Genomic DNA, 14,269 nt, shown 5'->3' with positions numbered 1-14,269 from the left:
GTGAACCAGGAACTCTCCATGACCACACAAACGCTTTCTTCACCCGTTGCAGCCCAGGGTTGCGGCAGCGGCTCCTGCCAGTGCGGCCCTGCAGCCGCCCAGCCAGTTCAGCCCACCGCCTGCGTCAACGGCATCGCTCTGCACCCGACCGGTCAGCGTCCGGACACGGCCACGCTGCGCGAGCTGGCCTACACCGAACTGCTGCGCCAGCAGGCGGTGTCGCAAGGCCTGCTGCCGCGTCACACCGGCTTGACCAGCCCGGAACTGGGCCAGGCCGAACGCGAAATCATCGAAGCCATGGTGGACCGGCAGGTGGTCAGCCCCCAGCCGAGTGACGACGAAGGCCGGCGTTATTACGAAGCCCACAAGGCGCAGTTTCTGGTGGGCCAGGCGCTGCATGTGCGGCACATCCTGTTTGCCGTCACGCCCGGTGTCAACGTCCAGGCACTCACCGTGCATGCCGAACGCGCCTTGCTGGAGCTGTCGCACAAGGGGGTGTCCCCGGAGCGGTTTTCCCAATTGGCCGCCGAGTTGTCCAACTGCCCGAGCAGCGCCCAGGGCGGCGACCTCGGCTGGATCACGCCGGACGACTGTGCCCCCGAGCTGGCAACGGAGCTGTTTCACCTCCAGCATGCGCAAACCGGCACCGGTGTGCATCCGCGCCTGTTTCACACGCGTTTCGGTTTTCACATCATCGACGTGCTGGAGCGTCGCAGCGGCACCCAGCCCGCCTATGAAGAAGTGCGCGAGCGTATTGCGGCCCTGCTGACCATGCAGTCCCGTGCGCGGGCGCTGCACCAGTACATGAGCCTGCTGGTGGGAGAGGCGGAGGTCGAAGGCATTGCCCTGGAAGGGGCTGATTCGCCGCTGGTCCAATGACCGAAGGCGTTGCAAGCGCGGACGAGTTGCTGCTTCGCTTGCGGCGTTTTCACTCCGACTATTTTCCGCTGCATCAGCAGCGTTTCCAGGACCTGGTGGCGCAGGGGCAGCATCCCAAGACACTGTTCATCGGCTGCTCGGATTCGCGGGTGGTGCCCTACCTCCTGACCGGTGCCGGCCCGGGCGAGCTCTTCATCGTGCGCAACGTGGGTGCCTTCGTTCCGCCGTACGACGGCTCGCACGGATTGCACGGCACCACGGCGGCGATCGAGTTCGCGGTGCTCAGCCTGCATGTGGAGCGCATCATCGTCTGCGGTCACAGCCACTGTGGCGCCATCCGGGCCGCTTATGAAGGCGTGCCCGAAGAAGCTGTGGCCCTGCAGGCCTGGCTCAAACTGGCCAGCGAAGCCTTGCTGCCGGTCCAGGCCAGTCCCGAGGCCCTGCGCCGCACCGAACAGCGCATCGTGGTGCTGCAGCTCGAGCGCCTGATGGCCTACCCCATGGTGCGGCGCGAGGTCGAGAAGGGCGTTTTGACGCTGCATGGCTGGCATTACGTGATTGAGGACGGTGAAATCCACATCTTTGATGTACGGCAAGGAAGTTTTGTGCCCGCTGCGATAGCCTCCAACAGCGGCACTGGCCCGTACCAACCTTATGTGGAACACGATGGACAAATCATTAGCGACTGACCTGGCTGTCAAGGCAAGTGTCGATTCGGCGGCGGCCGCCGCGATACTGCAGACACTTGCCCACGATTCGGGCCTGCGGCCCTGGCGGATTGGCGGCAAGGAACTGGTTCCGGTGGTGCAGGGCGGCATGGGTGTGTGTGTGTCGGCTGGTGGCCTGGCCGGCGCGGTAGCCCGCCTGGGCGGGGTGGGCACGGTGTCTTCCGTGGACTTGCGGCGCCTGCATCCGGACCTGATGGCCAAAACGGGCCACCTGGACAAGGAGCCCGATGCGAAAGCCGTGATCAATGCGGCCAATCTCGAGGCGCTGGACCGCGAAATCCGCCGCGCGCGTGAGCTGGCACAAGGCCGCGGCCTGATTGCCGTGAACATCATGAAGGCGCTCGGTGCCTACGAGGATTACGTGCACCAGGCGCTGGCCAGCGGTGCCGATGCCTTGGTGGTCGGCGCCGGCCTGCCGCTGGATTTGCCGGAGCTGGCGCGTGACTATCCCCAGGTCGCGCTGATTCCCATCCTGTCCGACGCGCGAGGCGTGCAATTGCTGGTGCGCAAGTGGCAGAAAAAGGGCCGCCTGCCCGATGCCATCGTGATCGAGCACCCCGGCCTCGCGGGCGGTCATCTGGGTGCAGCGAAGGTTGCGGACCTGCATGACCCGCGTTTTGACTTCGAGGTGGTCATCCCGCAGGTGCTGGAATTCTTCAAGACGGCGGGCATCGAGCGTGAAATACCGCTGATTGCCGCCGGCGGCATCAATTGCCGGGACGACATCCTGCGCCTGCAGGCCCTGGGTGCCTCGGCCGTGCAGCTCGGAACGGCTTTTGCCGTCACCCAGGAGTGTGATGCCGATCCCGCCTTCAAGAAGGTGCTGGCCGAAGCCAAACCGGAAGACATGGTGGAGTTCGTCAGTGTGGCCGGCCTGCCGGCCCGCGCGGTGCGCACCCCCTGGCTGGACAAATACATCCGGCTCGAGCCCAAACTCCAGGCGGCGGCCCATGTCAAGGCCAAATGCAACATGTCGTTTGACTGCCTGGCCCACTGCGGCCTGCGCGATGGCGTGGCCACCATGGGCCAGTTCTGCATCGACCAGCAGCTCGGCCATGCGTTTGACGGCAATGCGCGTAAAGGCCTTTTCTTCCGTGGTGCTGCCCGCCTGCCGTTTGGCGACCAGATCCGTTCGGTGCAAGAATTGATGCAATGGCTGCTCGGCGGAATCCGGCCAGCAGTCTCCATCGCAGGAGCACAAGCATGAAACGCGATCAGTTCGGCAGGCCTCAGGACATGACGGCCACCCAGCCCATCAGCCAGGACGTGCTGAAGGAAAAATACCTCAAGCCCGGCGAGTCGGGTGTGGAAGACCTGTACCGGCGCGTGGCGCGGGCCCTGGCCTCGGTCGAGCCGGAAGCGGAACGTGCCAAACACGAGGCCCTGTTCCTCGAGAACCTGCACGCCGGCGCGATAGGCGCCGGCCGCATCATGAGCGCGGCCGGCACGGCCATCCAGGCGACCCTGATCAACTGCTTTGTGCAGCCCGTGGGCGACTGCATCCAGGGCGTCGATGACGGTGGCTACCCCGGCATTTACGAGGCCCTGCGTGAAGCGGCCGAAACCATGCGGCGCGGCGGCGGCGTGGGCTACGATTTTTCACGCATCCGGCCGCGCGGCGCGGAGGTCAAGGCGACAGCCTCCATGGCCTCCGGTCCGTGCAGCTACATCAACGTGTTCGACCAGTCCTGTTCCACGGTGGAAAGCGCCGGTTCACGGCGCGGCGCGCAGATGGGCGTGCTGCGCATCGACCACCCGGATGTGCACGAGTTCATCACCGCCAAGCGCACCCCCGGACGCTGGAACAACTTCAATGTGTCGGTCGGCATGCCGGACGCATTCATGCACGCCCTGGCCGAAGACCAGCCCTGGGAGCTGGTGCACAAGGCCAAACCCGGTGCGCCGCTGATCGCGCAAGGTGCGTTCCAGCGTGCCGACGGCCTGTGGGTCTACCAGACGGTAGCGGCGCGCGAGTTGTGGGACACCGTGATGCATTCAGCCTACGACTTCGCCGAGCCCGGCATCCTGTTTCTGGACCACATCAACCAGGACAACAACCTGCGTTACTGCGAAGACATTGCGGCGACCAATCCCTGCGGCGAGCAACCCTTGCCGCCCTACGGCTGCTGTGACCTCGGCCCCATCATCCTCACGCGTTTTGTGCGTCACCCCTTTGGCTTCAATGGCGTGCCGGACTTTGATTTCGAGGCTTTTGCCAAGTCGGTGACCACCCAGGTGCGTGCGCTCGACAACGTGCTGGACGTGACTTTCTGGCCGTTGCCGCAGCAGCAGGCCGAGTCGGCTGCCAAGCGCCGCATCGGCGTCGGTTTCACCGGACTGGGCAATGCGCTGGCCATGCTGTGCCTGCGCTACGACGCGCCCGAGGGCCGTGAGATGGCGGCGCGTATTGCCATCGCCATGCGCGATGCGGCCTACGCCGCCTCGGTCGCGCTGGCGAAAGAAAAAGGCGCGTTTCCGAAGTTCGACGCCGACGGGTATCTCGCCGCGGGCACCTTTGCCAGCCGCTTGCCGGCGGCCCTGCAGCAATCCATCCGTGCCAATGGCATCCGCAACAGCCACCTGCTGTCGATTGCACCGACCGGCACGGTCAGCCTGGCGTTTGCCGACAATGCGTCGAACGGCATCGAACCGCCGTTTTCGTGGATGTACCGGCGCAAGAAGCGCGAGTCCGATGGCAGCACCACCGAATACGCGGTGGAAGACCATGCCTGGCGCCTGTACCGCGAACTCGGCGGCAACGTGGACAAACTGCCCGCCTACTTTGTTTCGGCGCTCGAGATGTCGGCAGACAGCCACATTGGCATGATGGAAGCGGTGCAGCCCTTTGTGGACACGGCGATCTCCAAGACCGTCAACGTGCCGGCCGACTACGCCTACGAGGATTTCAAGAGCCTGTACCAGCAGGCCTGGCGCGCCAAACTCAAGGGCCTGGCCACCTACCGGCCCAATGCGATTCTGGGCTCGGTGCTGGAAACCCATGCTCCCGCCGCCGCGCCGGCCGCGCCGGTGCCCATGGATCCGATGCGCACGGTGATCGAGAGCCGTCCCAAGGGCGCCTTGTCGGCCGTGGCCGAAAAGGTCGACTACTGGACGCAGGAAGGGCACAAGACGCTGTACATCGTGGTGTCTTTCCTGCCGGTGCCCTCAGCCAGCGGCGAGGGCACGGTCGAACGTGCCATTGAATTTTTCATGCCGGTGGGCCAAAGCGGCGAGTCGCAGCAGTGGATCACCTCCAGCATGCGCATGCTGTCGCTGGCTGCGCGCGGCGGCTTCCTCGAGCGCGCGCTCAGCGACATGCGCAAGGTCGCCTGGGACCGTGGCCCGGTGCGGCTCGGCACCTATGAGAAAACCGACGGCACACGCGTGCCGCTGTGGCACGACTCGGAAGTTGCGGCCATTGCCTATGCGGTGCAGAACATCATTGCGCGCCGCGCCCAGCAGGGCGCCGCCAGCGTCGCACCCGCGGTGGAGCCCCAGGTCGACATGGCGCTCGCGCCGCCGGTGATGGCGGGCAAGAAGTGCAGCGAATGTGGCGCCCACGCGGTGATCCGCAAGGATGGTTGCGACTACTGCACCCAGTGCGGCCACTTGGGCGTTTGCGGATGAGTGAGCGCCCGGTCATCGCCCTGCGGGTGAGGCCGGGCAAACCCACGGCCAGCGAGCGGGCCAGGGTGGACCCCCGCTGGCGCGCCAGCCATCTGCTGCTGGCGCCGCACCGGCTGGGGTTTTTCCTGGCCATGGTGGTGCTGGTGGCCGCAGGCAGCTGGTGGGCGCTGGTGCAGCTGGACCGCCTCAGTCCCGTGCTGAGCCTGCCCTATGCGCTGTCGCCCTCGCTGGCCCATGGCGCGGTCATGACCTTTGGTTTTATTCCGCTGTTCTTCGCGGGGTTCCTGTTCACGGCCGGGCCCAAATGGCTGGGCGTGCAGCCCTTGGTGTCCCGCCAGTTGCGGGTGCCGCTGCTGCTGCAGGTGACCGGCTGGCTGCTGTGTCTGGTTGGCGCGCATCTGCATGGTTTGACGGCATTGGCCGGGCTGGTGCTGGCCTGTGCGGGACTGTCCTGGGTGACGGCGCTGTTCTGGGGGCTGGTTCGTCGCAGCCGGGCCGACGACCAGGTGCATGCGCGAACGGTGGGCGCGGCCTGTATCGTGGGCTGCCTGAGTCTGGCCGGTTTGGCGCTCAGCCTGCTGCTGGGCGGGCCCGATGTGGCGCGCGCCTGCATGCTCACCGGTTTGTGGGGGTTTGTGGTGGTGGTCTACGTTTCGGTGGCGCATCGCATGATTCCGTTTTTCACTTCCAGTGCCCTGCCGCGCATCGACGCCTGGCGTCCGTTCTGGGTGTTGTGGCTGATGCTGGCCGTCGCGGCGGCCGAGGTCCTCGCCGTGTGGGTCGAGCTGGACGGCCCGTTGCAAGGCATGGCGGGCACGGTCTGGAGTGGGGCGCGCGGGGCCTTCGAGCTGGCCGCGGGCGGCGTGCTGCTCTGGCTCGCTGTTGCCTGGGGGCTGGTGCAAAGCCTCAAGAACCGTTTGCTCGCCATGCTGCACATCGGTTTTTTCTGGCTCGGCCTGGCGCTGGTGCTCGGAGGGCTCTCGCAGTGGCTGGGCCTGGCGCAGGACGCGCCGGTGTTGGCCCTCGGGTCGCTGCATGCGCTGACCATGGGTTGCCTGGCGTCGCTGATGCTGGCCATGGTCACGCGGGTGTCCTGTGGCCACAGCGGCCGTGCGCTGGTGGCCGACAACCTGATCTGGACACTGTTCTGGCTGCTGCAGGCCGCGACGCTGCTGCGCATTGCGGCTGCCGCGCAAACGGCCCTCGCGGGCTGGCTGCTGCTGGCGGCCGCGCTGTTGTGGGCCGGCGTCATGGGGGTGTGGGGTGTGCGGCTGGGCAACTGGTATGGCCGCCTGCGTGCTGACGCGCGGCCTGGCTGAGGGGAGTATTCATGATGAACCTGCTTGCCGTCCCGGCCCCGTTGCCACTATCTACCGCGCCTGACCACGATCCCGCCATCCTGGCGGCGACGCTGATGCAGTCACGCCAGACCATTTTGCCCAAGCGCCTGCTGGCGCCCGGGCCCGACGCGAAGCAGCTCGGCATGATCCTGAACGCGGCGGCCACGGCGCCCGACCACGGGCAGCTGCAACCCTGGCGCCTGGTGCTCGTGCCGCAGGCGGCGCGCGCGCGGCTGGCCGAGGTGTTCGGCGCGGCGCTGATGGCGCGCGACGCCCAGGCTACTGCGGAACAGCTGGCGCAGGCGCGTGAAAAAGCGCACCGCGCCCCCCTGCTGATGCTGGTGATCGTCGATGGCCAGCGCGGCGATGCGGAGATTGATCTGGCCGAACGCACCGTGTCCGCCGGCTGCGCGATCCAGAACATGCTGCTCATGGCTACTGCATTGGGGTATGGTTCGGCATTGACCAGCGGCAAGGCGCTGAAGTCTGCCGGCCTGCGCACCCTGTTTGGCCTGGCGGCCGGCGAACAGGCGCTGTGTTTTGTCAGCATCGGCACGGCACAGTCGCGCAAGCCCGCGCGCCTGCGCCCTGCGCCGCCGGATTTTACAAGCAGCCTTTCGGCCGACGGGCACGCGCCGGGGCGCGAACCCGCGGATTCTTTTTATTCCCTGTGACTGGATGGATTCATGGACATTCTGAGTTTTGATGACCTGCTGCAGGCAGCCCGGGCCCAGCCCGAGCCGCAGCGCCTGCTGTTTGTGTTCACCGGCGTGGAGCTGCCCGAGGACAGCACGCCGGTGCAGCGCGAGCGTTTTGAGGCCGGCCAGGGCGGCGCGCTGGTGCCGCTGATGTGTGTGGACAAACGGCCGGAAGAACTGAGTTCGTTTGCGGCGCTGGTGCAGGAGTCCAGCCAGTTCGGCCACAACTGGGGCCTGGTGTTTGCGGCTGCGCTGGGGGGCTCGGTGAACCGCGCGCCCACCACCGAAGACGCCGAGGAGCCGCTGCAGCGCATGGTCGAGTCCATCAAGCAGGGCCAGATTGGCGCTTTCATTCCGTTTGACCCGCAGGGCCAGCCGGTGCAGTTCGGCTGACATGGGCACCGTGCGCCGCAGTGCGCGAACCGAGGCCTTGCCCGGCTTTCATGCGCCCGGGGCTGGTTTTGAAGCGCCTTTCGAGATGCTGGGTGCCTGCCACGAGCGGGTCGAGCGCATGCTGGCCTTGCAGGCACGCCTTCAGCAGCACCTGCTGGAGCGCGGCTGCGACGATGCCGCGCGGCAGGCCGCGCGTGACGTGATGCGTTACTTCGATCTCGCCGCGCCCCTGCACCACCAGGACGAGGAGATACATGTGTTCCCGCCGCTGCTGGCCGGGCCGGACGCCGCCCTGCGTGCCCTGGTACTGCGCCTGCTGCAGGACCACCGCGACATGGAAACTGCCTGGCCCGCGGCGCGCAGCGTGCTGCAGGCCATCACCGACAGCCCGGCTGCGGACTGGACGCCGCTGGACCCCGCCCGGACCGATGCGCTGAACCGGTTTGCCGCACTGTACGTGCGTCACCTGGTGGACGAGGACCAGCTGGCCTATCCCGCGGCGCAGGCCACGCTGACGGGCGACGCCCTGCGGGCCATGAGCCAGGACATGATGCAGCGCCGCGGTGTGCCCGCCCGGAACTGAGCATGGTGCTCCCCGCCGCATGAATACGGGCAAAATAGGGGCATGAACGCGCCTGATCTTTCCCACACGCTGACCCGGACCAGCGAAACCGACGCCGAGCTGGCAGGCCTGATGGCGGTCATGGGTTCCAAGGCAAAAGCGGCCTCAGCCCAGACGGCGCGTGCGCCGGCAGCTATTAAAAACAGAGCGCTTTTGACGCTGGCCGGCTTGCTGCGTCAAAACGTTGCGCCTTTGCAGGCGGCCAACCAGCGTGACCTCGAACGGGCGGCCGCGGCCGGCCTGGCCGGTCCCATGCTGGACCGCCTCAAGCTCGGGGCCAAGGACATCGCCACGGTGGCCGCGGGTTGCGAGCAACTCGCCGCCATGCCGGACGTGATCGGCGAGATCATCGGCATGAAGCAGCAACCCAGCGGCATCCGCGTCGGCCAGATGCGTGTGCCCATCGGCGTGTTCGGCATGATTTACGAAAGCCGGCCCAACGTCACGATCGAAGCTGCGTCGCTGGCCATCAAGAGCGGCAACGCCTGCATCCTGCGCGGCGGCTCCGAGGCGATCGAGTCGAACAAGGCGCTGGCGGCGCTGGTGCACCAGGCGCTGCTGGACGCCGGCCTGCCGGCAGAGGCCGTGCAGCTGGTGCCCACCATCGACCGTGCGGCGGTGGGTCTCCTGATCACCATGCCGCAGTATGTGGACGTGATCATTCCGCGCGGCGGCAAGGGCCTGATCGAGCGCATCAGCCGCGACGCGAAAGTGCCGGTCATCAAACACCTGGACGGCAACTGCCATGTCTATGTGGACGACCCCTGCGACATGGCCATGGCCGTGGCCGTGGCCGACAACGCCAAGACCAGCAAATACAGCCCCTGCAACGCCAGCGAAGGACTGCTGGTGGCGCGCGGCATCGCTGCTGACTTCCTGCCGAAAATCGGTGCCATCTACGCCGCCAAGGGGGTGGAGATGCGCTGCGATGCCGAAGCCTCGGCGATTCTTGCAGGCGTGCCCCAAGCCGTGGTCCAGCCCGCCAGCGAGCAGGACTGGTACGAGGAATACCTGGCGCCGGTGATCAGCATCAAGGTCGTGGCCGGTGTGGACGAAGCGATTGCCCACATCAACGAGTACTCCAGCCACCACACCGACGCCATCCTCACGCGCGACCACATGCATGCGCAGCAGTTTCTGCGCGAGATCGACTCGGCCAGTGTCATGGTGAATGCGAGCACCCGCTTCGCCGATGGTTTCGAGTTTGGCCTGGGCGCCGAAATCGGCATCTCCACCGACAAATTCCACGCCCGCGGGCCGGTCGGCATCGAGGGCCTGACCTCGCTGAAATACGTGGTGCTGGGCAACGGCGAGGTGCGGGTTTGACGCGCGTTCTCCGCCCCTTGCCCTTTGTTCTGGTGTCCTCCGGGCATGGGACCATGATCGTCAACCGCAACGACTACCGCATGGTGGATGAAAAGCGGGGTTATGGCGTCGGACACCAGATTTTTGAAACCTCCTGGTTCGACCCCCAGGAAGTGCAGTTGGCGCTGGACATGCTCACGCTGCGGCGGCAGGTGTTTGGCGACGGCGTGGTGGCCATCGACGGCGGCGCCAACATCGGCGTACACACCATCGAGTGGGCCAGGCACATGGATGGCTGGGGGCAGGTTATTGCCGTGGAGGCGCAGGAGCGCGTCTTTTATGCCCTGGCGGGCAATATTGCGATCAACAACTGCTTCAACGCCACCGTGCTCCACGCCGCGCTGGGCGCGGAGGCGGGCAGCATCACCATTCCCAGGCCTGACTATCTGAAGCCGGCCAGCTTTGGCTCGCTGGAGCTGCGTCAGAGCACCAGGAATGAATTTATCGGGCAGGCTATCGATTACTCCCCCGCAGGCGGGCAGGCGGTGAAAATGATCACCGTGGATGGCCTGGGGCTGTCCCGGCTGGACTTTCTCAAGCTGGATATTGAAGGCATGGAACTCGAGGGGCTGGCCGGCGCGCTCCAGTCCATCGAAGCCCACAAGCCCATGATGCTGGTCGAGACGATCAAGACCGATGTGGCGGCACTGAAGCAGCTGCTTGAAAAATACGGCTACCAGCAACACCAGGTCGGCATCAACCTTCTTGCCATTCATCGCAGTGACCCCTGCCTTTCCCGCATCAAGTTCAGCTGATGGCCTCGCCGCCTTGACAGGCCACGACGGTCCGGCTTGAAGCGGCGCATTTCGACCCAACCTCTTTCCCTGCTTCCCATTCTCCAGAGGATTCCATGGTTCCGCATCTCATCACCGCCCTGAACGGCCCGATCAACGAACTCGAGCAGCGCATTCTGGACACCACGCCGGCGATCGAGCGCTGGTTCCGCCTCGAGTGGATGGAGCACACGCCGCCGTTTTACAGCTCGGTCGACGTGCGCAACGCCGGCTTCAAGCTGGCGCCGGTGGACACCAACCTCTACCCCGGCGGATGGAACAACCTGACGCCCGAGATGCTGCCGCTGGCGGTGCAGGCGGCGATGGCGGCGATCGAGAAGATCTGCCCCGAGGCGCGCAACCTGCTGGTCATTCCCGAAAACCACACGCGCAACACCTTCTATCTGGCCAACATCCTGCAGCTCAAGCGGATCTTTCACCAGGCCGGGCTCAATGTGCGTTTCGGCTCGCTGAGCCCGGACATCACCGAGCCGACCACGCTGACCCTGCCCACCGGCGAACAGATCACGCTGGAGCCGCTGGTGCGCACCGACCGGCGCCTGGGGCTGAAAAACTTCGACCCCTGCACCATCTTGCTCAACAACGACCTGTCGGCCGGCATTCCCGGCATGCTGGAAGACCTGCACGAGCAGTATTTGCTGCCGCCGCTGCATGCGGGCTGGTCGGTGCGGCGCAAGTCGCGCCATTTCCAGGCCTACGAAGAAGTGTCCAAGCGGTTTGGCAAGCTGCTCGGCGTGGACCCCTGGCTGATCAGACCACCAACGTGGACGCGCTGCTGACCAAGATCAAGCGCAAGTACAAGGAATACGGCATCAACGAAAAGCCGTTTGTCATCGTCAAGGCCGACAACGGCACCTACGGCATGGGCATCATGACGGTGCGCGACGTGAAAGACCTCGACGAGCTCAGCCGCAAGACCAAAAACAAGATGGGTACCACCAAGGACGGCCAGCCGCTGTCCGAGGTCATCATCCAGGAGGGGGTGCAGACCCACGAGCGCATCAACGACGCGGTGGCAGAGCCCGTCGTCTACATGATGGACCGCTACGTGGTGGGCGGCTTTTACCGCGTGCACGCCGACCGCGGCATCGACGAGAACCTCAATGCCCCCGGCGCCAGCTTCGTGCCGCTGGCTTTTGCCGACAGCGGCCGGTTGCCGCAACCGGGCGTCAAACCCGGCTCCAGCGGGCCCAACCGCTTCTACATGTACGGCGTGATTGGCCGGCTGGCCATGCTGGCCGCCAGTTACGAACTCGAAGCCACCGATCCGGACGCCGAAGTCTACGACTAGAGGCTTGTTCACCCCTGTCGTTCTCACTTCGCTGCGCTTCGTGTCGTGCCTTTTCCCCTTCCAGGGGACGCCGCGAGGCATCCGGCGAAGCCGGCCTGCCCGCGGCTGCTGATGACGCCGGGGAAGGCGTTGCGTACCTTGGACGCTCAAAACTGTTCAGTTGCGGATCTTTTGGCCTCCAGCCCTTGATGGGCGGGCGCCGGAAGCTATCAAAAACAGAGCGAATTTTGCCTCCTTCCAGGGGAACAAAAAAAACGGCCGCTTCGCGCCGCTGTTACAAGTTGTTGCAGTGCAACAAAACGCCGGATTCTCGCGATTAGGGGTCTGCGCTGACTTGCCAAGTGCGGGGCGAGGCGCAAAATAGCGTTCCTCATGGCAACCCTTCCCGCCGCTGGCACCTGACTGATCCAGCCCAAGCGGGAATTTTTTTGTGTCCAGTAAAAAATCATCACTTGCGGCGCTGACCCTGGGCGCCGTCGGCGTCGTCTACGGCGACATCGGAACCAGCGTCCTGTATGCCATCAAGGAAGTCTTCGGCTCCGGGCACGTCGCATTCACCCCTGAAAACGTTTACGGCATCCTGTCCATCTTCTTCTGGACGCTGACCGTCATTGTCTCGATCAAGTACGTGCTGCTGGTGCTGCGTGCCGACAACAACGGCGAGGGGGGTCTTGTCGCCATGCTGGCGCTGGCCTCGCAGGCGGTCAAGGACAAGCCGGAACTGCGCCGTATTCTCCTGATCATCGGCATTTTCGGCACCTCGCTGTTTTATGGTGACGGCGTGATCACGCCCGCCATCTCGGTCCTGTCCGCGGTCGAGGGTCTGGAGGTCATTTCGCCGGCCTTCGAAAAGTACGTGATCCCGACCACCCTGTTGATCCTGTTTGCGCTCTTTGCCGTGCAAAAGCGCGGTACCGCCGGCATCGGCAAGTTTTTCGGCCCCATCACCCTGGTCTGGTTTGCCGTGCTGGCGCTGCTGGGTGCGGCACAGATCATCACCAACCCCATCATTCTCAAGGCACTGAGCCCGCATTACGCCGTGATGTTCATGTGGTTCAACCCGGGGACGACCTTCATCATTCTCGGCGCGGTGGTGCTGTGCGTGACGGGGGCCGAGGCCCTGTATGCCGACCTCGGCCACTTCGGCAAGAAGCCGATTCGCCTGGCCTGGTTTGCCGTGGTCATGCCCGCCCTGACCCTGAATTATTTCGGCCAGGGCGCGCTGCTGCTGAGCAACCCGGAAGCCGTGAAGAACCCCTTTTACCTGATGGCCCCGGATTGGGCGCTGTTGCCGCTGGTGCTGCTGGCCACCATGGCGACGGTGATCGCCTCGCAGGCGCTGATCACGGGGGCCTTCAGCGTCACCAAACAGGTGATCCAGCTGGGTTACCTGCCGCGCCTGAACATCGAGCACACCAGCGTGCGCGACACCGGGCAGATCTACATACCCCTGGTGAACTGGGGTCTGTTTGTCACCATCGTGTTGGCCGTGGTGATGTTCCGCTCGTCGAGCAATCTGGCGGCCGCCTACGGCATCGCCGTCTGCACCGATATGCTGATCACGACCATCCTGACGTTCTATGTGATCCGTTATGGCTGGAAATACCCCTTGTGGCTCTGCCTGTCCGCCACCGGTGTCTTTTTTGTCGTGGATTTCGCCTTCTTCGCCTCCAACCTGATGAAGCTGTTTGCCGGTGGCTGGTTTCCGCTGGTCATCGGCGGGATCATCTTCACGCTGATGATGACCTGGAAGCAGGGGCGGGCATTGCTCAACGAGAAACTGCGGGCCGATGCGATCGACCTGCCCGGCTTCCTGGAGGCCGTGTTCATCAGCCCGCCGGCCCGCGTGGAAGGCACGGCGGTGTTCCTGACCGCCGAACCGGGTGCCGTGCCCAATGCGCTGCTGCACAACCTCAAGCACAACAAGGTGTTGCACGAGCAGAACCTGTTTGTCACGGTGCGCAACCATGAGGTGCCGTGGATTGGCATGGACAAGCGGCTGGCGATCGAGTCGCTGGGCCACAACTGCTGGCAGGTGGTGATCCACTACGGTTTCAAGAATGACCCGGACCTGCCCAAGGCCCTCGAACAGATGCGCACGCGCGGCTGCGAACTGGAAGTCATGACCACCAGCTACTTCCTCTCGCGTGACGTGGTGGTGCCCACCATAGGCAGCGGCATGGCGCCGTGGCGCGAGAAGCTGTTTGCGCAGATGCACCACAACGCCAGCGGCGCGGCGGACTTCCTCAACCTGCCGAATAACTCGGTGGTGGAACTGGGTAGCAAGATCGAGATTTGATCTTGGTGTTTTGTGGCTGCAGCCCTTTCCCCGTGAGCGCAGGCAGCTATTGAATTTATAGCTAAACCTTCCTCGTACTTGTCATCCCGGACTTGATCCGGGACCATGTTTGCTAACTCGCGCTTTGAGATGTGCCAACAAGCCGGGTCTCGCCCCGGCGGGCGACTCACTTTCTCTTGCGTCGCCAAGAGAAAGTAAGCAAAGAGAAGGCGACCCGATGGTCTGGGTCCCTC

General features: G+C 64.9%; 11 protein-coding genes and 1 pseudogene. All 12 read left to right on the top strand.

Annotated elements, in window-relative coordinates; genetic code table 11:
• Positions 1 to 18: 18 nt before the first annotated feature.
• The 12 genes and pseudogenes from B7X65_RS06015 to B7X65_RS05960 all read left to right on the top strand — a co-directional run bounded on the left by B7X65_RS06015 (position 19) and on the right by B7X65_RS05960 (position 14,036).
• Positions 19 to 879, top strand: a complete 861-nt coding sequence (locus tag B7X65_RS06015; RefSeq protein ID WP_293593389.1) for a peptidylprolyl isomerase — start codon at positions 19 to 21, stop codon at positions 877 to 879.
• Positions 876 to 1,568, top strand: coding sequence for a carbonic anhydrase (locus B7X65_RS06010; protein WP_293593388.1), 693 nt, complete (start codon positions 876 to 878; stop codon positions 1,566 to 1,568). Before B7X65_RS06015 ends, B7X65_RS06010 begins: the two co-directional genes overlap by 4 nt.
• Positions 1,546 to 2,814, top strand: a complete 1,269-nt coding sequence (locus B7X65_RS06005; RefSeq protein ID WP_293593387.1) for a nitronate monooxygenase family protein — start codon at positions 1,546 to 1,548, stop codon at positions 2,812 to 2,814. Before B7X65_RS06010 ends, B7X65_RS06005 begins: the two co-directional genes overlap by 23 nt.
• A complete protein-coding gene (locus B7X65_RS06000; RefSeq protein WP_293593386.1) occupies positions 2,811 to 5,234 on the top strand; it encodes an adenosylcobalamin-dependent ribonucleoside-diphosphate reductase in 2,424 nt (807 codons plus the stop codon). The genes B7X65_RS06005 and B7X65_RS06000 overlap by 4 nt, the downstream gene beginning before the upstream one ends.
• Complete coding sequence (locus B7X65_RS05995) at positions 5,231 to 6,553, top strand: NnrS family protein (protein WP_293593385.1); 1,323 nt, start codon at positions 5,231 to 5,233, stop codon at positions 6,551 to 6,553. Before B7X65_RS06000 ends, B7X65_RS05995 begins: the two co-directional genes overlap by 4 nt.
• A 14-nt stretch (positions 6,554 to 6,567) precedes the next feature.
• Entirely contained in the window at positions 6,568 to 7,248 is a 681-nt protein-coding gene (locus B7X65_RS05990; protein WP_293593489.1) for a nitroreductase, read from the top strand.
• A 12-nt stretch (positions 7,249 to 7,260) separates the two neighbouring features.
• Positions 7,261 to 7,665, top strand: a complete 405-nt coding sequence (locus B7X65_RS05985; RefSeq protein ID WP_096696502.1) for a ribonucleotide reductase subunit alpha — start codon at positions 7,261 to 7,263, stop codon at positions 7,663 to 7,665.
• An 85-nt stretch (positions 7,666 to 7,750) separates the two neighbouring features.
• Positions 7,751 to 8,248: a hemerythrin domain-containing protein gene (locus B7X65_RS05980; protein WP_293593488.1), complete on the top strand. Its 498-nt coding sequence runs from the start codon at positions 7,751 to 7,753 to the stop codon at positions 8,246 to 8,248.
• A 111-nt stretch (positions 8,249 to 8,359) separates the two neighbouring features.
• Positions 8,360 to 9,613, top strand: coding sequence for a glutamate-5-semialdehyde dehydrogenase (locus B7X65_RS05975; RefSeq protein WP_293593487.1), 1,254 nt, complete (start codon positions 8,360 to 8,362; stop codon positions 9,611 to 9,613).
• Entirely contained in the window at positions 9,610 to 10,407 is a 798-nt protein-coding gene (locus tag B7X65_RS05970; protein ID WP_293593384.1) for an FkbM family methyltransferase, read from the top strand. The genes B7X65_RS05975 and B7X65_RS05970 overlap by 4 nt, the downstream gene beginning before the upstream one ends.
• Before the next feature lie 95 nt (positions 10,408 to 10,502).
• Positions 10,503 to 11,737 (top strand): annotated as a pseudogene (gene gshA, locus B7X65_RS05965) (glutamate--cysteine ligase).
• A 430-nt stretch (positions 11,738 to 12,167) separates the two neighbouring features.
• Positions 12,168 to 14,036 carry a potassium transporter Kup gene (locus B7X65_RS05960; protein ID WP_293593383.1) on the top strand — a complete coding sequence of 623 codons (1,869 nt, stop codon included), beginning with the start codon at positions 12,168 to 12,170 and terminating at the stop codon, positions 14,034 to 14,036.
• The last annotated feature ends 233 nt before the right edge of the window (positions 14,037 to 14,269 follow it).

The sequence above is a fragment of the Polaromonas sp. 39-63-25 genome (genome assembly GCF_002278925.1).
Taxonomy (GTDB): domain Bacteria; phylum Pseudomonadota; class Gammaproteobacteria; order Burkholderiales; family Burkholderiaceae_C; genus Polaromonas.
This window is presented reverse-complemented; position numbering and strand designations above follow the sequence as displayed.